Annotated in this window: 20 protein-coding genes; 5 read left to right on the top strand and 15 right to left on the bottom strand. The window is 58.0% G+C overall.

The features are described 5' to 3' along the window. Window positions 1–43: 43 nt before the first annotated feature. From FO268_RS12315 to dxs, 4 genes are all read left to right on the top strand, one after another. The gene (locus tag FO268_RS12315) at window positions 44–829 is read left to right on the top strand and encodes an NRDE family protein (RefSeq protein ID WP_150993447.1); all 786 of its coding nucleotides are present in this window, start codon (window positions 44–46) and stop codon (window positions 827–829) included. A 48-nt stretch (window positions 830–877) separates the two neighbouring features. Beyond that, entirely contained in the window at window positions 878–1132 is a 255-nt protein-coding gene (locus tag FO268_RS12310; protein WP_137437402.1) for an exodeoxyribonuclease VII small subunit, read from the top strand. Continuing rightward, window positions 1132–2031: a polyprenyl synthetase family protein gene (locus FO268_RS12305; protein ID WP_150993445.1), complete on the top strand. Its 900-nt coding sequence runs from the start codon at window positions 1132–1134 to the stop codon at window positions 2029–2031. Before FO268_RS12310 ends, FO268_RS12305 begins: the two co-directional genes overlap by 1 nt. Before the next feature lie 142 nt (window positions 2032–2173). Beyond that, window positions 2174–4108: a 1-deoxy-D-xylulose-5-phosphate synthase gene (gene dxs, locus FO268_RS12300; protein WP_150993443.1), complete on the top strand. Its 1935-nt coding sequence runs from the start codon at window positions 2174–2176 to the stop codon at window positions 4106–4108. Window positions 4109–4126: 18 nt separating this feature from the next. Here dxs and ribA read toward each other — a convergent pair whose 3' ends face one another. The 6 genes from ribA to FO268_RS12270 all read right to left on the bottom strand — a co-directional run bounded on the left by ribA (window position 4127) and on the right by FO268_RS12270 (window position 11571). Beyond that, window positions 4127–4741: a GTP cyclohydrolase II gene (gene ribA, locus FO268_RS12295; RefSeq protein ID WP_150993441.1), complete on the bottom strand. Its 615-nt coding sequence runs from the start codon at window positions 4739–4741 to the stop codon at window positions 4127–4129. A 110-nt stretch (window positions 4742–4851) separates the two neighbouring features. After that, window positions 4852–5340 carry a cyclic pyranopterin monophosphate synthase MoaC gene (gene moaC, locus FO268_RS12290; protein ID WP_150993437.1) on the bottom strand — a complete coding sequence of 163 codons (489 nt, stop codon included), beginning with the start codon at window positions 5338–5340 and terminating at the stop codon, window positions 4852–4854. Window positions 5341–5419: 79 nt separating this feature from the next. Further along, a complete protein-coding gene (locus FO268_RS12285; RefSeq protein WP_150993435.1) occupies window positions 5420–6379 on the bottom strand; it encodes a Nudix family hydrolase in 960 nt (319 codons plus the stop codon). A 2-nt stretch (window positions 6380–6381) separates the two neighbouring features. Next, window positions 6382–7599: a bifunctional glutamate N-acetyltransferase/amino-acid acetyltransferase ArgJ gene (gene argJ, locus FO268_RS12280; protein ID WP_150993433.1), complete on the bottom strand. Its 1218-nt coding sequence runs from the start codon at window positions 7597–7599 to the stop codon at window positions 6382–6384. A gap of 95 nt (window positions 7600–7694) precedes the next feature. Then, complete coding sequence (gene secA / locus FO268_RS12275) at window positions 7695–10442, bottom strand: preprotein translocase subunit SecA (RefSeq protein WP_150993431.1); 2748 nt, start codon at window positions 10440–10442, stop codon at window positions 7695–7697. A gap of 175 nt (window positions 10443–10617) precedes the next feature. Continuing rightward, window positions 10618–11571: a M23 family metallopeptidase gene (locus tag FO268_RS12270; RefSeq protein WP_150993429.1), complete on the bottom strand. Its 954-nt coding sequence runs from the start codon at window positions 11569–11571 to the stop codon at window positions 10618–10620. Window positions 11572–11864: 293 nt separating this feature from the next. Between FO268_RS12270 and FO268_RS12265 the strand changes: the two genes are divergently transcribed. Then, entirely contained in the window at window positions 11865–12311 is a 447-nt protein-coding gene (locus FO268_RS12265; protein WP_150993427.1) for a DciA family protein, read from the top strand. A gap of 11 nt (window positions 12312–12322) precedes the next feature. Here the strand turns inward: FO268_RS12265 and lpxC are convergent, their stop codons facing one another. From lpxC to murD, 9 genes are all read right to left on the bottom strand, one after another. Further along, entirely contained in the window at window positions 12323–13237 is a 915-nt protein-coding gene (gene lpxC / locus FO268_RS12260; RefSeq protein WP_150993425.1) for a UDP-3-O-acyl-N-acetylglucosamine deacetylase, read from the bottom strand. A 215-nt stretch (window positions 13238–13452) separates the two neighbouring features. Beyond that, window positions 13453–14610, bottom strand: coding sequence for a cell division protein FtsZ (gene ftsZ, locus FO268_RS12255; protein WP_150993424.1), 1158 nt, complete (start codon window positions 14608–14610; stop codon window positions 13453–13455). Window positions 14611–14709: 99 nt separating this feature from the next. Then, window positions 14710–15945 (bottom strand): cell division protein FtsA, encoded by a 1236-nt coding sequence (gene ftsA / locus FO268_RS12250; protein WP_150993421.1) that lies wholly within the window; start codon window positions 15943–15945, stop codon window positions 14710–14712. A gap of 36 nt (window positions 15946–15981) precedes the next feature. Beyond that, window positions 15982–16821, bottom strand: a complete 840-nt coding sequence (locus FO268_RS12245) for a cell division protein FtsQ/DivIB (RefSeq protein ID WP_150993419.1) — start codon at window positions 16819–16821, stop codon at window positions 15982–15984. Next, the gene (locus FO268_RS12240) at window positions 16814–17788 is read right to left on the bottom strand and encodes a D-alanine--D-alanine ligase (protein WP_150993417.1); all 975 of its coding nucleotides are present in this window, start codon (window positions 17786–17788) and stop codon (window positions 16814–16816) included. Before FO268_RS12240 ends, FO268_RS12245 begins: the two co-directional genes overlap by 8 nt. Next, complete coding sequence (gene murC / locus FO268_RS12235) at window positions 17781–19226, bottom strand: UDP-N-acetylmuramate--L-alanine ligase (protein WP_150993416.1); 1446 nt, start codon at window positions 19224–19226, stop codon at window positions 17781–17783. Before murC ends, FO268_RS12240 begins: the two co-directional genes overlap by 8 nt. Continuing rightward, window positions 19219–20304 carry an undecaprenyldiphospho-muramoylpentapeptide beta-N-acetylglucosaminyltransferase gene (murG, locus tag FO268_RS12230; protein WP_150993414.1) on the bottom strand — a complete coding sequence of 362 codons (1086 nt, stop codon included), beginning with the start codon at window positions 20302–20304 and terminating at the stop codon, window positions 19219–19221. Before murG ends, murC begins: the two co-directional genes overlap by 8 nt. Continuing rightward, window positions 20297–21499 (bottom strand): putative lipid II flippase FtsW, encoded by a 1203-nt coding sequence (gene ftsW / locus FO268_RS12225; RefSeq protein WP_150993412.1) that lies wholly within the window; start codon window positions 21497–21499, stop codon window positions 20297–20299. Before ftsW ends, murG begins: the two co-directional genes overlap by 8 nt. Further along, a complete protein-coding gene (murD, locus tag FO268_RS12220) occupies window positions 21499–22839 on the bottom strand; it encodes a UDP-N-acetylmuramoyl-L-alanine--D-glutamate ligase (protein WP_150993410.1) in 1341 nt (446 codons plus the stop codon). The genes ftsW and murD overlap by 1 nt, the downstream gene beginning before the upstream one ends. Window positions 22840–22843: the final 4 nt, after the last annotated feature.

Raw genomic sequence — 22843 nt, 5'->3', positions numbered from 1 at the left:
ACACCGACGCACCTTTGTTCACTCGCGACGGATGAGCCCACCCATGTGCCTGATTGTTTTTTCTCTGCGCCAGCATTCCGATTTCCCACTGGTGGTGGCCGCAAATCGTGATGAGTTCTTTCGCCGCCCTACCGCGTCCATGGACTGGTGGACCAGCGAAACCGCCGGGAGAGAGATTCTTGCGGGTCGCGACCTGCTGTCCGGCGGCACCTGGCTTGCCGTTGACACCGATGGCAAGGTTTCGGCAGTGACCAATGTACGGGAAGGCTCGCAAGCTCCCGGCACTAACTCCCGCGGGGAGCTTCCATTATTGGCTCTTGCCCAGGAGAGTGACGCTCTGGAATCCCGGCTCCAGCAACAGAAGAGCCGATACTCCGGATTCAACCTGGTTAACCTGAATACCCAACATGGCTGGTATTTCAGTAATCGGGACGCCCACCCTGGCCGCCATGTTCACCGTGGTACCTATGGGCTCAGCAATCATCTGCTGCAAACGCCCTGGCCCAAGCTGCTCCGGCTCAGGAACTCGGTTTCAGGGCTACTTGAGAAAGCCAGCTCCGCCACCACGGAAGAACTCCATCAAAACCTGATAACCCAGCTTCAGGACACGACGCCCGCTCCTGACCATCTATTGCCAGACACCGGAGTAGACCGGGAGACGGAGCGTTTTCTCTCTTCCCCTTTCATTATTGGCAGTGATTACGGTACCCGTGCCACTACAGTTGTAACCGTAAGTGCCTCCGGGGAGATTCGCGTGACCGAGCAGGTTTGGGGGCCGAAGGGCAAAAAGGAGGATGCCAGAGCATTCTGCTGGCAGCGGCTGGCCTGAAGCTTTGATATAATCCGCGAAATTCCGCGAAGCAACCGGAGGCCCTGTATGGCCGGTGAGAAAAGCACAGCGTCTATTGCCGACTTTGAGAAGTCCCTGGATGAGCTGGAAAAACTGGTCCGTGACCTGGAACAGGGAGAACTGTCCCTGGAGCAGTCGCTGACAGCATTCGAGCGGGGGGTAAAGCTCACACGCGAGTGTCAGCAGGCGCTCAAGACAGCGGAACAGCGCGTGGAACAGCTGGTGGAAAACAGCGACGGCACCCTGGAAACAAGACCTTTCACCCCGGACGAACCTGCCTGATGCCAGCACCGAATACCCGTCTGACAACATTTCTGGAAGGTTGCCGCAAGCGAATCGACACAGAACTGGAGCGCCAGCTATCAGTCACCGGCGATGGTTCCGATCGCCTGCAGCAGGCCATGAGGTACAGCGTCCTCGGCGGCGGTAAACGTATTCGCCCCGCCCTGTGCATGGCAGCAGCTTCAGCACTGGGTCAGCCGCAGGAAAACGCGATTGTGCCGGCCTGCACCCTGGAACTGGTACATGCCTATTCGCTGATTCACGATGACCTGCCTGCCATGGACGACGACGAATTACGGCGGGGTCGCGCCACAACTCATATCGCCTTTGACGAGGCCACGGCGATTCTCGCCGGTGATGCCCTCCAGACCCTGGCATTCGGTTGGCTGGCGGAAGCCCCGGGGCTGAACGACCAGGTCCGCCTGGCGATGATAAGGGAGCTGGCCTGTGCCAGCGGGCATCTCGGTATGGTGGGCGGCCAGGCCATAGATCTGGAGTCGGTCGGCAAAAGCCTGACAATCGGTGAGCTGGAGAAGATGCACCGCCACAAAACCGGGGCCCTGATTGCTGCCAGTGTGCGGATGGGTGCTCTGACCGCCCCCGATGTCAGTGAAGATCAACTGGCAGCCCTTACCGTTTATTCACAAACCCTGGGGCTTGCCTTCCAGGTACAGGATGATCTGCTGGATATTGAGGGGGATACCACCGTTATCGGAAAACCCCAGGGGTCGGACCTGGCACGCGCCAAGCCCACCTACCCCTCGCTGCTCGGCACCACGGGCGCCAGGGACTACCTGTCCCAGCTGCTGGACTCGGCACTGTCTAGCCTGGAGGGCTTTGGCAAGGAAGGCGACATACTCCGGGACATGGCCGGCTATGTGGTTGCCCGCACCCATTGAACCATCACGGCGCTGGCGTGCACACTGGTAGTCAGGATGAAGGGCTGGTGGAGCCTGTCTGGCCCAATCAGTATGAAACCGGGTTCCTTCATCCCCTATAATAGAACCCATAATTTGAACCACCCGGAAAAGACCCGAGCAGATGCAGGATACATATACTTTCAAGGAAATCCCGTCAAAACGGCCCAACACGCCGCTTCTGGACAGGATTGATGCTCCCGCACAGCTGCGTGAGCTGGCAGACGACCAGCTCACTCAACTGGCAAGGGAACTGCGCGCGTTCCTGCTGTGGTCCGTAGGACAAACCGGAGGGCACTTTGGTGCCGGCCTCGGGGTTCTTGAACTGACCGTTGCCCTGCATTATGTGTTCAACACTCCCGAAGACCGCCTGGTATGGGATGTAGGGCATCAGGCCTACCCCCACAAGATCCTCACCGGTCGGCGTGAGCGCATGAACAGCATTCGCCGCAAGGATGGGCTGGCGGGTTTCCCGAAACGGGCCGAGAGCGAATACGACACTTTTGGCGTGGGACATTCCAGCACCTCTATCAGTGCTGCCCTGGGCATGGCCATCGCCTCTCGCATGCAGGGGACGGGCCGCAAGAGCATCGCCGTGATCGGCGATGGCGCCATGACTGCAGGAATGGCCTTTGAGGCACTCAATCACGCCGGCCACCTGCACGCCGATATGCTGGTGATCCTCAACGACAACGACATGTCCATTTCCCGCAATGTCGGAGGGCTGTCGAACTACTTTGCCAAGTTACTGGCGAGCCGAACCTACAACCAGGTACGCGACAGCAGCAAGCGGGTGCTACAGGGCACGCCCCACCTGATGGCACTCGCCCGCAAGACCGAGGAACACTTCAAGGGCATGATTGCTCCAGGCACCCTGTTCGAGGAGCTCGGCTTCAACTATATCGGCCCCATCGACGGCCACGACCTGCCCCTGCTGGTGGAAACGCTGGAGAATATCCGCGAGCTGGACGGGCCTCAGTTCCTTCACGTAGTAACAACCAAAGGCAAGGGTTTTGCGCCGGCTGAAGCCGACCCCATTGGTTACCATGCCATCAACAAGATCGAGCCGGTGCCACCCACCAAGCCGGAGCCGGTGACTCCCAAACCATCCAGGCCGAAGTATGCCAATATCTTTGGCCAGTGGCTGTGTGACGCCGCTGAAGCCGATGAACGCATTGTTGGCATCACCCCCGCCATGTGTGAAGGCTCCGATCTGCTGGCATTTTCCCAACGCTTCCCGGACCGGTATTTTGACGTCGCCATTGCCGAGCAGCACTCAGTTACCCTGGCCGCCGGGCTCGCCTGTGACGGCGCCAAGCCAGTGGTTGCCATCTACTCCACGTTCCTGCAACGCGCCTATGACCAGTTGATTCACGACGTGGCCATACAGAATCTGGATGTACTGTTTGCCATTGATCGCGCAGGCCTGGTGGGAGAGGACGGCCCCACCCATGCCGGTGCTTTCGATATCAGCTACCTGCGCTGCATCCCCAACATGATTGTGATGACACCGTCTGACGAAAATGAAACCCGACAGCTACTGCATACGGGAATGCTGTTCGAAGGGCCTGCAGCGGTTCGCTATCCCCGGGGGACCGGGCCTGGCACCGAGATTATCCGGGAGCTCGCATCCTTGCCCATCGGCAAGGGGCGGCTGATAAAGGAAGGCACAGACATTGCCATCCTGAACTTTGGCACCCTGCTCACGCCGGCACTGGAAGCGGCCGAAGCACTCGGCGCAACGGTGGCCGACATGCGTTTTGTTAAACCGCTGGATGAAGAATTGGTTCTGTCACTGGCGGAACGGCACGAACTGTTGGTCACTGTCGAGGAAAATGCAATTGCTGGTGGCGCCGGCAGCGCGGTGACAGAGTTCCTGAACAGCCACGATGTCAGCCAGCCGGTACTGCAGATCGGGCTACCGGATACCTTCATCGACCACGGCAAACATGGTGAACTGCTGTCTTCCTGTGGCCTGGACGCCGAAGGGATCAAGAAAGCTATCGAAGGCCGCCGGGAGCGAATGAGATACAGTCAGTCGCTCAAGGCAGTGAAGTAAGCAGTCAGCTAGCGGTAATCAGACGGTCGGATCGTCATCCTGATGGGTCTCGAACCAGTGTCCGAGTTTACTCTGCTTGGTATTCAGGTAATGCTCGTTGTGGGGGTTGCGCCCCACATGCAGCGGCACCCGTTCCGCGATTTCGATACCCAGGTCCGTCAGCGCGTCTACCTTGCGGGGATTGTTGGTCATCAGCCTGAGGCTGCTGATGCCCAGATGCTCAAGCATATCCCGGCACATGCTGTAATCCCGCAAGTCAGCGGCAAACCCAAGCTGTTCGTTGGCTTCCACCGTGTCCGCGCCCTGATCCTGCAGATTATAGGCACGGATCTTGTTCAACAGGCCGATACCCCGGCCCTCCTGACGTAAGTACATCAGGATGCCACGACCTTCACGGGCAATGCTGCGCAGCGCTTCTTCAAGCTGGTAACCACAATCACAACGCATGCTGTAGAGCGCGTCACCAGTCAGGCATTCGGAGTGAGTGCGCGCCAGCATCGGCTCGGGGCTGTCAAGATCACCCAGCGTAAGCGCCACATGTTCCTTCCCGGTGTCCGGTTCCTCGAAACCGTGCATGTCGAAAACGCCGAAAGGGGTAGGCAACCGGCATGTCTGGATGTAACGAACGGCCACAGTGCTTCCTCGTGGTTCAGTCAATCGGGCCGCGCATTCTATCACGTGGCCACCTTCCTGGCGTAGTCTCTGCACGGTCATTCCTCCGGAATCGCTGGTGTATACAGCACTTACGTACCGGAGCCTGAAGCGGACCAATGGCCACTGCGGCCGCCTTTCTTCTCCAACAGGCGGATGTTATCCACCACCATACCGCGGTCAACCGCTTTACACATATCGTAGAGAGTCAGTGCGGCAACGCTGGCTGCTGTGAGAGCCTCCATCTCAACCCCGGTTTGCCCCGAGAGTTTACACAAGGTGGCAATATGGACCGACGCACCATCTTCACCCGGCGTCAGCTCAACTTTCACCGAGGTCAGGTTCAGCGCGTGGCACAAAGGGATCAGGTCGTGGGTTTTCTTGGCCGCCATAATGCCGGCTACCCGGGCCACTGCCAACACGTCACCCTTGGGGTGCTGCCCTTCTACGATCATTGCAAGGGTTTCAGGCGCCATCCTGATCAGGGCTTCGGCCCTGGCCTCTCGTTCGGTCACCGCCTTGGACGTCACATCTACCATCCGTGCGGCGCCTTTTTCATCAAGATGCGTCAGTTTGCTCACAATCTCTCCAGGGAATCATCGGGTGGGTGTTATCGTGACTATCATACCAGAGGCAACAGGCTCTGCAGCCTGATCAATATCAGACGCCTGACCACCAGAAGCTGATGCCGGCAACACCCTGCGCACCAGCACCGCGAGCCTCAGCCATATCGGCCAGAGAGAGCCCGCCCAGGGCGTAAACGGGAACCGTTGCGGCAGCGACCAGTTCGCGGAAACGGCGCCAGCCAATACCGGGCACTCCCGGATGGGAGGGCGTGGGTTTCACCGGACCAAGAGTAACGAAGTCTGCCCCTAACCGGATGGCATGGGCGATTTCTTTTTCATCGTGACAGGAGACCGCCAGCAGGTAACTCTCCGGAACAGGACGGGCGGAAAGCTGTCGAGCCACACGCCAGGGAAGATGAACTCCGCCAGCCCGCGGAAACTGTTCGACCAGGGACGGAGAACCGTGCAACATCAGCATGAAACCGCCGGCCTGGCAGAGCTCCAGAGCCCTATCGGCGAGCAGGGCGTATGCGTCCTCGCTCAACTCTGGCGCCCGGAGCAGACAAAGCTCTGTACCACTCTTTCCTCCGCTTTCCTGCAACCTTTTGAGAAAGGTATCCTCGTTATCCGCAGCGCCAGTGATGGCATAGTGTCGGGGCAGCTGTAGCGCGCGGATAATCGGCCGGTTCGCGGCCGGGAAGTCAGCATCAGCCAACTCACGGACATCGAGCCAGCGAATCTCCTGACCTTCACAACCTTCTGCATTGCCCTCAGCGGATGATGTCAACCAGACGTCAAGAAACACCTGCTTGTCACCGTAGTCGTGGCGAACTTCAATAAGGGGCTCCAGGGAGCCCGGGGCAATTCGCAACCCTGTCTCTTCCCGGATTTCCCTCACCAGCGCCTGCTGAACACTTTCACCGGCCTCCACCTTTCCGCCGGGAAATTCCAGCAACCCGCCCTGGTGAACATGATCCGGACGCCGAGCGATCAGCACTTTGCCGTTACGGAATATGGCTCCCACCGCAACGTGTATTTCCCGCACAGCCGTCATGGTCAGGTACGGTACTCAGCATTGATGGTGACATAGTCGTGGGAAAAGTCGCAGGTCCAGACCCGCTCCATGACATCACCACGTTTGAGGTCGATATGAATGGTAATTTCCTCGCCATCCATCACTGCCTTCCCCCTGGATTCGCTGTAGTCTTCTGCACGACCACCGTTGCGCACCAGGCAGACCTCCCCCAACCATATTTCCAGCGCGCTGAGGTCCAACTCCTCCACGCCAGCACGGCCTACAGCCGCCAGGATTCGCCCCCAGTTGGGGTCGGAAGCGAACAGGGCAGTCTTGACCAGGGGTGAGTGAGCGACGGTGTAGGCGACGTCCAGGGCCTCCTGGACGGAACCTGCCCGGCTCACCTCAATGGTTACAAACTTGGTGGCCCCCTCTCCGTCCCGGACAATGGCGTGGGCCAGCTCAAGGAAAACTTCTTTCAGCGCCGCCGTGAGTTCCGGAAGGCCGGGACTGCCAGCGGTGATCTCCGGCCCGCCGTACTGGCCACTGGCGATCAGCATGCAGGCATCGTTGGTGGAGGTGTCGCCGTCAATGGTTATGCGGTTGAAGGAGTTCTCCCCCAGCTCCGAGGCCAAGGATGACAATACGTCCGGGGCAATCTTTGCATCTGTTGCAATAAACCCGAGCATGGTCGCCATGTTGGGCCGGATCATCCCTGCCCCCTTGCTGATACCGGAAATGGACACCTTGTGGCCATCCAGCTCAATCTGGCGGGTGGCGCCCTTGGGCCGGGTGTCTGTGGTCATGATCCCGGAGGCGGCTTCCGCCCAGTGTGATTCGGAAACGTCCTTCAACGCCTGCGGCAGGGCAGCAATGATTTTATCCACCGGCAGTGGCTCACCAATAACGCCTGTTGAGAACGGCAATACTGCCCCGGGCGCCACGCCGGCCCGCTCTGCCAGCGCCTGGCAACAGGCCTGTGCGTCCTTCATGCCCTGCTCCCCGGTACCGGCATTGGCATTGCCGGTGTTGATCAACAGGTAACGGGGGGCGTCACTGGTGAGGTGGCGACGGGTAATATGGACCGGCGCTGCGCAGAACTGGTTACGGGTAAAGATACCCGCCACACGGCTGCCCGGAGCCAGCTCAATAACCACCAGATCCTTTTTGCCCGGCTTTTTGATGCCGGCGCTACCGATGCCCAGCCGGACGCCGGCAACCGGAAAAAATGTCGGCAAGGTGCCTGGACCAACTGCCATCTTCGTTCTCCTTCCATCAACAGCTACCAAACGAAAAACCCGCAGCCTGACTGGGTCAGGGTGCGGGTCGTTATTCTACTGGTCAGTACCGGGCTTCAGCTGACCTTTCCGCAACACTGCTTATACTTCTTGCCGGACCCGCAGGGGCAAGGCTCGTTGCGACCAACTTTCTTTTCCTGTCGCACAAAGGTTTCGGGCGTACCCTGGGGTTGCGCGCCGGAAGCACCGGCGTTGTCGTCCTGCTTCTGGCCAGTGACGCTGGTTTCGTCATGGCGCAGACGAGCCTGGGCAAGTTCACGCTCCAGCTCTTCCTTGCGGCGACGCTCCACCTCTTCCATCTCTTCGCGACTCTGAACGCGAACGTGGGAAAGAACCCGCACCACATCGCGCTTCATGGTCTCCAGCATGCTTTCAAACAGGTTGAAGGCCTCACGCTTGTATTCCTGCTTCGGGTTCTTCTGGGCATAACCGCGCAGATGAATACCACGGCGAAGATGATCCATATTCGACAGGTGTTCTTTCCACAGGGTATCGAGCACCTGCAGGAAGACCTGCTTCTCGAACTTGCGCATGGGCTCGGAACCGGCAATCTCTTCCTTGGCCTCGTAGGCTGCGACAACTTCGTCCAGAATCCGCTGCCTTAGATTTTCCTCGAACAGCTTGCTGTCTTCATCCAGCCACTTTTGAACGGGCAGGCTAATGGCCAGCTCCGACTGCAACTGGCTTTCAAGGCCAGGCACATCCCACTGCTCGGGCATACTCTGTGGCGGGATGAACTCGCTGATCAACGAATCCACCACATCCTCGCGGATAGTCCTGACCATGTCAGAAATATCTTCCGAGGACATCACTTCATTACGCTGGTCGTAGATCACCGTACGCTGGTCATTGGCAACGTCATCGTATTCCAGCAGGGTTTTCCGCATATCAAAGTTGCGGCCTTCCACCTTGCGCTGGGACTTCTCGATCGCGTTGGTGACCATACGGTGTTCAATGGCTTCACCCTTTTTCATGCCCATGGCCTGCATCAGACTCTTCACCCGGTCAGGAGCAAAGATCCGCATGAGGTTGTCTTCCAGGGACAGGAAGAAGCGTGATGAGCCGGGATCGCCCTGACGACCGGCACGGCCACGGAGCTGGTTGTCGATACGACGGGATTCGTGGCGTTCAGTACCAATGATGTGCAGACCACCGGCCTCCAGTACCTGGTTGTGCCGCTCAGTCCACTCCGCTTTGATCCGGGCAACTTCCTCTTCAGAGGGGTTGTCCAGACCCGCAACCTCGAATTCCCAGTTACCGCCCAGCACGATGTCGGTACCACGGCCCGCCATGTTGGTGGCAATAGTAACCGCCCCCGGGCGACCGGCCTGGGCAATGATCTGGGCTTCGCTTTCGTGTTGCTTGGCGTTCAGGATCTTATGATCAATCCGCGCTTTCTTGAGAAGCATGGACAAAAGCTCGGACGCTTCGATAGAGGCCGTGCCTACCAGAATGGGCCGCCCTTCTGTCGTTACGTCTTTGATCTCGTCAATGATAGCGTGGAATTTTTCTTCCTGGGTCAGATAGATCAGGTCGTTATAGTCGATCCGCTGAATCGGTTTGTTGGGAGGAATAACCACAACGTCCAGACCGTAAATCTGGCGGAACTCGAAGGCTTCCGTATCGGCCGTACCGGTCATGCCCGCGAGCTTTTCGTAAAGACGGAAATAGTTCTGGAAAGTGGTGGACGCCAGGGTCTGGCTTTCCGCCTGGATACGAACACCTTCTTTGGCCTCAATCGCCTGGTGCAGGCCTTCACTCCAGCGGCGGCCCGGCATGGTGCGGCCGGTATGCTCATCTACGATGACAACCTGGTCACCCTGAACGATATAGTCCACGTCTTTCTGGAACAGGTGGTGTGCTCTGAGGGCGGAGTGAATATGGTGCAACAGGCTGAGGTTGGCTGCGGAATAAAGGCTCTCGCCTTCTTTCAGCAGGCCCCTCTCCAGCAACAGCTCTTCCACTCGCTCATGGCCACTCTCGGTCAGTTCGACCTGACGGGATTTCTCATCGATGGTGAAGTCACCGCTGGGCTCGGCCTCTTCCTCGCTGACTTCGCCCTGCTCAAGTCTTGGCACCAGTTCGTTGATGGCCTGGTAGAGTTTGGAACTGTCTTCGGCGGCGCCGGAGATAATCAGCGGAGTACGGGCCTCGTCAATCAGGATGGAGTCCACCTCATCCACAATGGCGAAGTGCAATCCGCGCTGCACCTTGTCTTCAGTGCTGAACGCCATGTTGTCCCGCAGGTAATCGAAACCGAACTCGTTGTTGGTACCGTAGGTAATGTCAGCCTGATACGCGGCCCGCTTCTCTTCCTGGGGCTGACCGGCCACAACGACGCCCACCTGAAGGCCAAGAAAACGGTACAGCTTGCCCATCCATTCGGCGTCGCGGCGGGCCAGATAATCGTTTACCGTAACCAGATGAACGCCTTTTCCGGTCAGGGCATTGAGGTAAACCGCCAGCGTGGCCACAAGGGTTTTACCCTCACCGGTTTTCATCTCTGAAATCCGGCCTTCGTGCAGTGTGATACCGCCGACCATCTGTACGTCGTAGTGACGCATGCCCATCACCCGCCGGCTGGCTTCCCTCGCGGTAGCAAAGGCCTCCGGAAGCAAAGCGTCAAGGCTTTCGCCCTCTTCATAACGGCGACGGAATTCGGCAGTCTTTCCCTGCAACTCGGTGTCCGACAAATTGCCATACTGCTCTTCAAGTTCATTAATGCGCGAGACAGTTTTGCGCATTCGCTTGATTTCTCTGGCGTTCTTACTGCCGAACATCTTGGTTGCAAGCTTTGTGAACATAGACCACTGCTTCTTTGATTAAACGGAGGAAGCCGGCATTCTAACCTTATTTCGCAGCAGTACAAAAGTCAGGCCTCACAGAAGCCTGTCACAACGCTGAAAAGATTGAATAAAGAGTGCCAGGCCGGGGCAACAGGAAGGAGTCTGGCTCCGCTTGGGAGGCCAGACAGACCGCTTAGCGGCTGGCCCTTTTGATATAGGTTTCCGGGTTCTCGGACTTGCCGTTACGAATTACTTCAAAATGCACATGGGGGCCTGTAGAACGGCCGGTGCTGCCCATCAGTGCCAACACCTGGCCTTTCTGCACCACGTCCCCGACCTTGACCTTGATCGTCTTGGCATGGGCGTAACGGGTCAGCAGACCATCCCCGTGATCCACTTCCACAAGATTGCCATAACCGTAGCGCTCATCAGCATAGGTGACCACACCTCCGGCAACGGAGATGATATCACTGCCTTCCTTGCCCGCCAGATCAACACCGGCGTGCCACGTACGTTTTCCGGTGAAGGGGTCTGAACGATAGCCATACTTGGACGACAACCAGCCCCAGGTGATCGGGCGGCCTTGCACATAAAGTTCTTTTTCAAGCTTCTGGCGGGAAGTGACCATGTCCAGCATACGCAGTTGCTGTTCGCGATCTTCAATACGCTTTGCCAACTGATCAATCATGCCGGTGAGCTCGGGAGCGGTATAGGAATCTCCGTCCAGACTGTCTTCGGGACCACCTACCGCAGCCGGCTGATCAAAATCGAATTCGTCGCTGGCCACAAGGCCGGATTCCACAAAACGCTGACCGAGCGCATCCAGGCGAAGCAGACGCCCCTGCATCTCACCCAGCCGAAGTGTCAGTGCATCCACCTGCTGCTGGACATTCTGCTCGATTTGCGCGAGCTCGACTTTCTGCTCACTCAGTTTAGACCGCCACTCGGCCACCAGTTCCGACTCTGCAGGTTTAACCGCCTCGACCTGTTGCAGGGCGACCTGATAACCAGACCAGCCTGCCAGTGCGAGCAGCAGAGTTACGGTAAAGACCAGACCGACTGCAACCGGAGCGTTTACAGAAACCGCACGGGACTTCCCATGGCGTTTGCCAACGAGGATAATGTTCATATCGTTTTCTGGTTTCATGGGGACGCAACCCGATCCTGTAGTGTTGCATCCTGAGTGTTCTGACTGGGCCTGCCGTGGCATCCTTTGCCAGATTGCGGAGTTCCTCTCCGGATACTCAATCCTGGGCAGCATAGACCACGCTTGACAACGCCCTTGCCATCCACTGCAACGACTACAATTATTAAAATGGCAGTCACCCGTGGACATACACGCGCCAAGCAATGTAAAACGAGTGTAATACAGGCTCTGCCTATTAACCGTGCCGAAGTGTAACCAATCGTTACCGTTGTCGTCGAGAACTACTGATTGCCATGAAAAAGAAAACCGACCTCGAATTGACTCCGGACAGTTTCTCCAGGGCTTCAACCCTGCGGGAGCTGATGGCCAAGGCTCAGCATCACGCCAGGGCTGAACAGTTGGTTGTCGCTGCACTGCCGGAGAGTCTTGCCAAAGGTACCCGGTTTGTCAGCTGCAAGGAGGGTGAACTGGTGTTGTCGGCGGCGGCAGCCACCACCGCCAGCCAGATCCGTTTTCGCCAGCACGAAATAATGGAAGAGTTGCGCAAGCAGGAGCTTTTCCGCTTTGTCTGGAAACTGAAGGTGAAAGTAGCGCCGCCACGATTCAGTGAGCGGCCAAAAGTGAAAATGACACCCCTGAGTAGCGAAAATGCCCGGCTCCTCAAAGAGGAAGCCGGGCACACGAAGGACAAACAATTACGCGAGGTTCTCGAAAAACTCGCAAGCCACGTCCGGGATTAAGGCGTCCTGCCTTAGCCCGCCGCCAGCACAGGTTTCATATAGGAAATGGGGGCAGCGGCCTCATCGTCAAAGGTCACCACTTCCCACGCGTCCTCTTCTGCCCTGAGCTTGCGCAACAGCTTGTTATTCAGATCGTGGCCGGATTTGATACCACGGAACTCGCCAATCAGGCTATTGCCCAACTGGTAGAGGTCACCAATGGCATCCAGCAGCTTGTGCTTGACGAATTCATCGTCGTAACGCAGCCCGTCTTCGTTGAGGATCTTGTAATCATCAACGACGATCGCGTTATCCACACTTCCGCCAAGTGCCAGGTTCATCGCCCGCAGCTTCTCGATGTCACGCATGAACCCGAAAGTCCGTGCGCGACTGACTTCCTTCACGAACGACGTGCTGGAAAAGTCAACGGTCGCGGTCTGGGCGCGCCCCTTGAATACGGGGTGATCAAAGTCGATGCCAAAGCTGACCTTGAAGCCTTCAAATGGCAGCAGGGTCGCTTTTTTGTCACCTTCTTCAACCGTTACTTCACGCTTGATGCGGATAAATCGCTTGGCTGCGTCCTGCTCGGCAATGCCGGCAGACTGCAGAAGAAACACAAAAGGTCCGGCCGAGCCGTCCATAATGGGCACTTCTGCCGCGCTGAGTTCGACGAAGCAGTTATCAATCCCGAGACCAGCCATGGCTGACAACAAATGCTCTACTGTTGCAACCCGGACACCGTCTTTCAGCAGTGTCGTGGAAAGCATGGTCTCACCCACGTTTTCCGCACAGGCCCGAATTTCGACCACAGGGTCAAGATCGGTACGGCGGAATACGATGCCCGAGTCCGCTGGGGCCGGCTTCAGGGTCAGGTAAACCTTTTCACCTGAGTGAAGTCCGACGCCGGTGGCGCGGATGGTGTTTTTGAGTGTCCGTTGTCTGATCATCGGTACATATTTCCGTCACATAAATGCGATATTGTCAGGGCAAAAATCTGCCCGGAGAATACCAGAAAGTAAAACTGAATACCATTTAACCAATCGTACCTATTGTAGCTCTTTGTAACTACTCGACTGGCTTCCTGGCCCGCGGCCAGACTGATAGACAGCACACGTCATTCAGCGAAAATGGTTCCACTTCTGAACGCTTTTGCAACAGATTATCAGTCAGCCTGACGGCGAAGGAATGCGGGAATATCGAGATAGTCGACCCCCTGCTCTTCGCGGTCTTTGCTGTGATCAATCGCCACGTTGCCATGGGCCACTGCCCTGCGACGCAACACGGCCGGACGATCAAGCTGATTGTAATCGGTTGTGCCATCAAGGCTGCGGGTGTTATCCACTACCTTGGTGGGCTTTTCACGATCACCACCCAGGCCGGTTGCCACCACCGTTACCTTGAGTTCGTCGGTCATATCCGGATCGATCACTGTACCCACCACAACAGTGGCAGAATCGGATGCGAATTCACGAACAATATCGCCAACCTCGGAAAACTCGCCCAGGTTGAGGTCCATACCGGCGGTGATGTTGACCAGAATACCCTTCGCGCCCTGGAGATTGATATCTTCCAGCAACGGGCTGCGTACTGCGGCTTCGGCGGCTTCGCGGGCCCGGTTCTCGCCGGTGGCACGCGCGGTACCCATCATTGCATTGCCCATTTCCGACATGACAGTCTTTACGTCGGCAAAGTCGACGTTGATCATTCCGTTACGGGTAATCAGGTCTGCAATACCCTGAACTGCTCCCAGCAGCACGTCGTTGGCTGACGCAAAAGCGTCCAGCAGGCTGGTTTTCTTACCCATCACCGCCAGCAATTTTTCGTTGGGGATGGTGATCAGGGAATCAACAGTTTCTTCCAGTTCCTTCAGGCCGGCATCAGCAACGCTCATGCGCTTGCCGCCCTCGAACATGAACGGCTTGGTCACCACGGCCACGGTCAGGATGCCCAGTTCGCGGGCCACTTCCGCCACCACGGGGGCAGCACCGGTGCCGGTTCCGCCGCCCATACCGGCGGTAATGAACACCATGTCGGCGCCTTTCAGTGCCTCGGCAATGCGGTCACGGTCTTCCAGAGCCGATTGGCGCCCCACTTCCGGATTTGCTCCTGCACCCAGGCCCTTGGTGATGTTGCCACCAAGCTGGATGACCTGACGTGCATCCAGGTCCGTCAGGGCCTGGGCATCGGTATTGGCGCAGATGAACTCCACACCTTCAATATCACTGTTGAGCATGTGGCGCACGGCATTGCCGCCACCACCGCCAACACCCACTACTTTAATGACAGCGTTTTGCTGGACATTATCGACGAGTTCAAACATTCCCCTACTCCTTCGTGCTGTTTATCAGCCTTTTCCAGACTGATTTTTCGAGATTATGATTTTCGAGATACCTTCGTGTACGTCTTCTCCCGGCTACCGTCAGAAATGACCGGTAAACCAGGCTTTCATGCGCTCAAACAGCGTGGGTGCGTCTTCACCCTTAAGCGCAGGCGTCCGCCCCAGATCCATCTGGCGGAAGCCATGGATCAGCAACCCAACGCCAGTGGCGTAGATCGGGTTGTTGACCACCTCCGTCATGCCGGAGACCGCCTGCGGACAGGCCAGCCTTACCGGCATGTGGAAGATCTCCTCGGCCAGTTCCACCACACCTTCCATGGTGGAGGAACCGCCGGTAATCACGATGCCGGCCGGGATCAGGTCTTCAAATCCGGAACGGCGAAGTTCTGACTGCACCAGGGTAAACAGCTCTTCGTAGCGTGGCTCCACCACCTCGGCCAGGGCCTGGCGGGAAAGATCCCGCGGCGCCCGGTCGCCCACACTGGGCACCTTGATGGTTTCGTCCGCGCCGGCCAGCTGCGTCAGGGCACAGGCGTATTTGATCTTGATCTCCTCGGCATTCTGCGTGGGCGTGCGAAGGGCCATGGCGATGTCGTTGGTGACCTGGTCACCGGCAATGGGAATCACCGCGGTATGGCGAATGGCGCCCCCGGTAAACACCGCAATATCCGTCGTGCCCCCACCGATATCCACGACACAGACACCCAGCTCTTTCTCATCTTCAGTGAGGATCGCGTGGCTGGAGGCCAGCTGCTCAAGGATGATGTCATCCACTTCCAGGCCGCAGCGCTTCACGCATTTTTCGATGTTCTGCGCGGCGTTTACCGCACAGGTCACCAAATGCACTTTCGCCTCAAGGCGCACCCCGGACATGCCCATGGGTTCCTTGATACCTTCCTGGCTGTCGATGACGAATTCCTGGGGCAGTATGTGGAGAATTTTCTGGTCTGCCGGGATAGCCACCGCCTGGGCCGCGTCGATAACCCGGTCGATATCCGCCTGGGTTACTTCCCGGTCGCGGATGGCGACAATGCCGTGGGAGTTCAGGCTCTTGATGTGGCTGCCGGCAATTCCGGCATAGACCGAATGAATCCGGCATCCAGCCATCAGTTCTGCTTCTTCTACAGCCCGCTGTATCGCCTGGACGGTGGTTTCGATGTTCACCACCACACCACGCTTTAGCCCGCGGGATGGGTTGGAACCGATACCCACCACCTCAATGGTCCCGTCCATTTTGCGCTTGCCGACAATCGCAACCACTTTCGAGGTTCCGATATCGAGGCCGACAATCATGTTTTCCGTTTCAACCGATGACATGTATTCCACCAAACCGTAGGTCTGAATTTAGCGTTGCTATGATTTTGACCGGGACGCCGTATCTACCGACTTCCACTGAACCGCTACCCCATTGCTGTAACGGGCATCCACCCGGCTGACCTCGTCTGAGCGAGACGCCAGCCGTTCCTGATAAACCGTAATAAAACGTTCAAAGCGTTCTTCCACCTGGTCCCTGCCAAGAACCACCTCAATGCCATTGGCCATGGTCAGCGTCCAGGCGCCCCGCTGCTCCAGTCTCAACCCCGCAAATCCGAGGTTGTGGCCGGTAAGCGTGTCTGCCATAAGCCTTGCCATGCTGATCACTTCCTTGACCCGCTCGTCCGGGCCGGCAAGTCGTGGCAGCTTCCCTGCCACTTCCGGATTACCCGGCGCGAAAAGCTCGCCATTTCGGCTCACCAGCCGGTCATTGTTCCAGTAAGCGAGCGGCTTTTTCTCACGAACCTCGACCTGCAGCCGATCCGGCCATACCCGCTTGACCGCCGCAGACTCTACCCAGGGCCGCTGCTCCAGGCTGTCCTTGATCTCGGAAAGGTCAGTGGCAAAAAAACTACGGCCAATCCATTTACCGGCACTGCGTTCCAGCGACGTACGGTTCTCACCTACCAGCGCGCCGGTAACATCAATAGCCATCACCTGACGGTCCATGGCAGTGAGCACCTGGCTGGTCCCCCAGGGCACCATCGCAGCCAGTAAAACAATGGCCGCCCCCATCATTACCTGGCCCCAGGGCGCCGCTGCCAGCACTGCCTTCAGCAAACCAAACCGGTCCCGCTCAGGCCCCAGGGATGTCGCTCCCTTGCGCCTGGGTGGATCAGACGGAACCGCCCGACTCCGGATCAGCAGCCGTTCAAGCATTGCCAGCCTCCAGCGTATCTGTAAGGATTCGCACCACCAGCTCTTCGAAACTGATACCCGCGGCTTTCGCCGCCATCGGCACCAGGCTGTGATCAGTCATACCCGGTACCGTATTCACCTCGAGCAGCCAGAAGTCACCACTCCTGTCCTGCATGATGTCCACCCGCCCCCAGGTACGGCAGCCCAGTACCCGAAACGCCTCCAGCGCCAGATGCTGAAGTTCCAGTTCACTGTCCGGCTCAAGGCCACAGGGAATCTGGTAGCGGGTATCGTCGGCCAGGTACTTGGCGTCATAGTCATAGAACACGTGATCGGTGCTTAGACCGATGGCCGGCAGCGGCTGGTCTTGCAGCAGGCTTACCGTGAATTCCGGGCCTTCAACCCACTCCTCAACAAGTACCAGCGGATCCAGTACCGCAGCCTGCTCATAGGCGTCAACCAGTTCCTGGCGGCTGGCCACCTTGCGGATACCGATACTGGAGCCTTCCCTGGAAGGCTTGACACTGAGCGGCAGAGTCAGAGCCTGCAGAATACTGTCGGCTTCGTCCACCGATCCCATTGCGCGGAACTTCGGCGTTGGCAACCCGCAGCCCTCGAAAACATACTTGGTTCGCAACTTGTCCATGGCCAGTGCCGAGGCCAACAGCTCACTGCCGGTATAGGGAATCCCTGCCTGGGACAGGATCGCCTGAATGGTGCCGTCTTCCCCACCGCGGCCGTGTAGCGCAATGAATACACGGTCAAACTGCGGGTCTTCCACTGTTTTAAGCAGGCAGCCACGAACATCCACGGGGTAAGCGTCAACGCCAGCAGACAGCAGCGCAGACAGCACTGCCTGGCCGCTTTTCAGAGAGACCTCGCGCTCGGCGGAATCTCCCCCCATAAAGACCGCAACACGCCCGAATGCTTTCAGCAATTCGGGATCGGCCTGATAACCCTGGGTGTCCACCCGGTTCAATTCACTCATCTGCAATCACTCCTGCCGCCGCCAGACGGGCCGCGACACCACCAATATCCCCCGCCCCCTGAGTAATCAGCAGGTCGCCGTCCTGCAGATTATTGGCAAGCAGGGCTTCAATCTCGTTGTTGTCTTCCACGAAGACCGGCTCGACGCTGCCACGCTGGCGAATACTGCGGCACAGTGCACGGCCGTCGGCACCGTTAATGGAAGGCTCGCCCGCGGAATAAACCTCCATCAGCAGCAATCCATCCACTTCCGACAGCACCCGCACGAAATCTTCATAAAGATCTCGGGTGCGGGTGTAGCGATGGGGCTGGTAAAGCATCACCAACCGGCGATCAGGCCAGGCATCATGGGCCGCACGAATAACCGCCTCGACTTCCGTTGGGTGATGGCCGTAGTCATCAATCAACGTGATGGTGCCCTTGCGGGTCTTGTAGTCACCATAGACCTGGAACCGTCGACCAACACCGGCAAAACCTGCCAGGCCACGACATATCGCAGCATCTTCCACGCCTTCATCCGTAGCCACGGCAATGGACGCCAGAGCATTCAGGACGTTATGGCGACCCGGCATTTTCAGTTCCACATAGAGATCACTGCGCCCTCCCGGACGACGAACAACAAAACGGGTTCTGAGTCCGTCCGACTGAATGTTTTCAGCGCGATAATCCGCCTCCGGGTTGTCGATGCCGTAGGTGATAATGGCGCGGGAAATCCTGGGAATAATCTCCTGCACATAGTCGTCATCCACACACATTACGGCAACGCCGTAAAATGGCAGATTGTGGAGAAAGTCCACAAAGGTCTGCTTCAGCCGTCCCACATCACCGCCATAGGTGTCCATATGGTCCGCTTCGATGTTGGTGACCACAGAGATAACCGGCGTCAGATGCAAGAACGAGGCATCACTCTCGTCGGCTTCGGCGACGAGGTATCGGGACCCGCCCAGTTGGGCATTGGTGCCGGCACTGTTGAGCTTGCCGCCAATCACGAACGTGGGATCAAGGCCGGCTTCGCCCAGTATTGATGCAATCAGGCTGGTAGTGGTGGTTTTGCCATGGGTACCGGCTACAGCAATACCGTGGCGATAACGCATGATTTCCGCCAGCATTTCCGCGCGCGGCACGATGGGCACCCGGCGGCTGCGAGCCGCACTCACTTCCGGGTTGTCACTGCTCACCGCCGACGACACCACCACGACATCCGCCGCCGCACTGTTCTGTTCACGATGGCCGATGAACACTTCGATACCCATCGATGTCAATCGGTCGGTAACCGCACCTTCACGAATATCCGAACCGGAGACTTCGTAGCCCTGGTTCTTCAACACTTCGGCAATACCGCTCATGCCGGCACCGCCTATCCCCACAAAGTGGATATTGCGGATACGGCGCATTTCAGGCACCTGATAGACCAGCGGGGGATTAGTGGGCTCAGCCATTGGCGGCCTCCAGACAGTAATTCACGACTCTCTCCGTTGCATCAGGGCGGGCCAGCCTTTTTGCTGCCTTCGCCATATCAATAATCCGGCTGCGGTCCTTTGCCAGATCCGTCAGGGTTTCCGCCAACAGATCCGCCGACAGCTTTGGTTGCGGAATCAGGATTGCAGCTTTGGTGTTAACCATTTGCTGCGCGTTCTTGGTCTGATGGTCATCCACGGCATGGGGAAACGGCACCAGAACTGCACCGATACCGGCGACGCACAGCTCAGACACCGTCAGAGCCCCGGCCCGGCAAAGTACAATATCTGCCCAGCCATAGGCCTCAGCCATGTCTTTGATAAAGGGCTCCACGGACGCCTGCACTCCGTGTTCCTGGTAGGCATCCCGGGCTTCGTCTGCATTCTTCTCGCCGCACTGGTGACGCACCGTCGGGCGCTTGGCCTCGGGCATCTTCGCCAGGGTTTCTGGCAAAGTGCGGTTGAAAACCTGGGCGCCAAGGCTTCCGCCCACCACCAGCAACCTGAGCGCTCCCGCGCGGCCCGACATCCGCGTTTCCGGCTCCTGCAATGCAGCCAGGTCCTGCCTTACCGGATTGCCGGTGCAGCGAGTTATCACGCCCGCACCGAAACTGCCTGGAAATGCTTCCAGCACCGTGGTGGCGAAACGCACCAGGATCCTGTTCGTCATGCCCGCAATGGCATTCTGTTCATGAATCACCAACGGCGCTTTTGTCAGCCAGGCAGCGACACCACCGGGGCCTGTGACAAACCCACCCATGCCAATGACACAGTGGGGGCGGATGCCGCGGACCACCATAAAAGCCTGTCCCAATGCCCTCATCAACCGGAAGGGAGCCAGCAGCAGGGCCAACCCGCCCTTGCCTCGCAATCCTGAAATCCGGATCAATGACAGAGGTATGTCAGTTTCACCAATCAAGCGCTCTTCCATTCCCCCTCTGGAGCCTAGCCAGAACACTTCGTGACCTTTTTCCTGAAGGTTTCTCGCGGTTGCCAATGCGGGAAACACATGGCCACCGGTACCCCCGGCCATCATCAGAAAGCGCCGCTTGTCAGTCATAAGCCGCACCTCCTCTGGTTGCCGGTTTACGTGACTTCTCGCTGGAGACTCTTTCGCGGTCGAGCCGTTCCATTTCCACCCGCGCCAACACGCCGATACAGACGGCGGTAATCATCAGGCTTGAGCCGCCGTAGCTCACCAGAGGCAGTGTCAGCCCCTTGGTAGGCAGCAGCCCGGTGCTGACCGACATATTGATACTGGCCTGCAAACCTATCAGCAGTGTGATGCCGTAGGAGAAGCACGCCGCGAACGGCATCCCGGCCTTTTCTGCCCTTCTGGCGATCACGAATCCGGTAACCACCAGGATGGTGAAGAGGCCCAGTACAATGAGTGAACCCAGTAGTCCGAACTCTTCGGCGATGATGGCGAAGATAAAATCAGTATGGGCTTCGGGCAGGTAGAACAGCTTCTGCACCGAATTACCAAGCCCCGTGCCTGCCCATTCACCGCGACCAAAGGCAATCAACGACTGGGTAAGCTGGTAGCCGGTGTCGAACTGGTCTTTCCAGGGATCGAGATAGCTGACAACCCGTTTCAAACGGTAAGGCTGGGTAAACACAAGGACGGCGCCCATCACTATCAGCACGCCAATCAGTGGCATGAACCGGCTCAGCCGAACCCCGCTCAGAAAAATCATGCCTGCAGCGGCAGCGACAAGCACCACTGTGGCCCCGAAATCTGGCTCGATAACCAGCAGAACGGAGGCAACGCCAAGAACACCGAGTGGCTTCAGGAATCCTGACCAGGTATTCAGCAGCTCTTCCCGCCGACGCACCACGTATCCCGCCAGGTAAGCGATAAGACACAACTTTGCGATCTCGGACACCTGCACATTGAAGAAGCCAAAAGAAATCCAGCGTGTGGAGCCATTAACCGTGCGGCCCAGTGGTGTCAACACCAACAGCAATGACAACAGCCCGATCGCCAGCAGCAGCCAGCCGCTGCGCTCCCACCAGGAGATCGGCACGTTTACCGCAATCAGGGCGAACACACACCCAATGCCGGCAAAGATAAGCTGCCGGATCACGTAGTGGTAACTATTGCCCATGGTTTCCGCTGCCATATCCATTGACGCGGATGAGATCATCACAATCCCCATAACCAGCAGCGCAGCGGCACTGATAACCAGCAGTGGCAGCGGGCGCAGGTCGCGGACGAGCCCTTTGTGATTCGGGAGAGACAGATTTGCGTGCATCACAGCCCCTCCACCTGTTTACGGAAACTGTCTCCGCGATCGTTGTAATCGCGAAACATGTCGAAACTGGCGCAGGCCGGCGACAACAGGACCCGGTCTCCGGGATCAGCCAGTCCAACGGACTTGCGAACGGCATCCTCCATAGTGGCTGCCATTACAATCTCGGTCTGGCAACCAAGGGCAGACGCGATCCGTTCTGCATCGGTCCCCATCAGCACTACCGCTCTGCAGTGTGTCGCGACCGGCTCCGCCAGTGGCGAAAAGTCGGCCCCCTTACCCTCGCCACCGGCAATAAGAACCACTTTTCCGCTCGCTGGCGACAGGCTTTCGATCGCTGCGACAGTAGCTCCGACATTGGTGCCCTTCGAATCGTTGATGAAATCCACCTCACCAACCCGGCGGATGAACTCGCATCGGTGCGGCAACCCCCTGAAGTTCCGGACGATCTCCAGCATTACGTCCATCGGTAAGCCTGCAGCGTGCCCCAGAGCGAGAGCCGCCATCACATTGCTGATGTTGTGACTGCCCATCAAGCGCAGCTCACTGGCCAGCAACAGGTTATCGAAACCGAAGGTGATCCAGGTTCCCTCGTCGTCCTCCCGGGTACTGAAGGTCTCGGGATTGACCCGGTGGAAACCGAAACACAGGAACCGAAGACTGTCCCGCGCCATCGGCGTGCTCAAGGCATCGTCGAGGTTCACCACAGCATTCTTGCAGCCGTTAAAAATCCGCTGCTTGGCCTGGAAATAGGCCATTTTTGTCGGGTAGCGATCCATGTGGTCATCACTGACATTGAGAACTGTCGCTGCCAGAGCGTTGAGTTCACGTGTGGTCTCCAACTGGAAACTGGATAACTCCAGCACGTAAAGATCGGCCCCGCGACCAAGAAGATCCAACGCAGGGGTGCCGATGTTACCACCCACCTCAACTTGGCGACCGGCTGCACGGGCCATTTCCCCCACCAGCGTGGTCACAGTGGTTTTGCCATTGGAGCCGGTAATGGCAACAATCGGCGCGTCAGCTGCCTCGGCGAAAAGGTCGATATCACCACGGATGGTTGCGCCCTGTTCTGCCGCATGGCGAATAGCGGGCTCGGCGATACTGATACCGGGGCTGACCACCAGCTCATTGAAACCGGCGAACACTTCCGGATCAAAATCACCCAGATACACGGGCAGCTCGGGCCAACCGGCCGAGAGCTCCTCAAGACCGGGCGGCGCCGTGCGGCTGTCGGCCACGGCAACTTCGCGGCCTTTTTCGCACAGATAGCGCACGCAGGAGAGCCCGGTTTTACCGAGCCCTACCACCAGCGTACGACGATCTGAAACGATGACACCCATGGTG

The sequence above is a fragment of the Marinobacter denitrificans genome (assembly GCF_008795955.1).
Classification (GTDB): Bacteria; Pseudomonadota; Gammaproteobacteria; order Pseudomonadales; family Oleiphilaceae; genus Marinobacter; species Marinobacter denitrificans.
The sequence above is the reverse complement of the archived record's forward strand: the minus strand, read 5'-3'. Positions and strand labels throughout refer to the sequence as shown.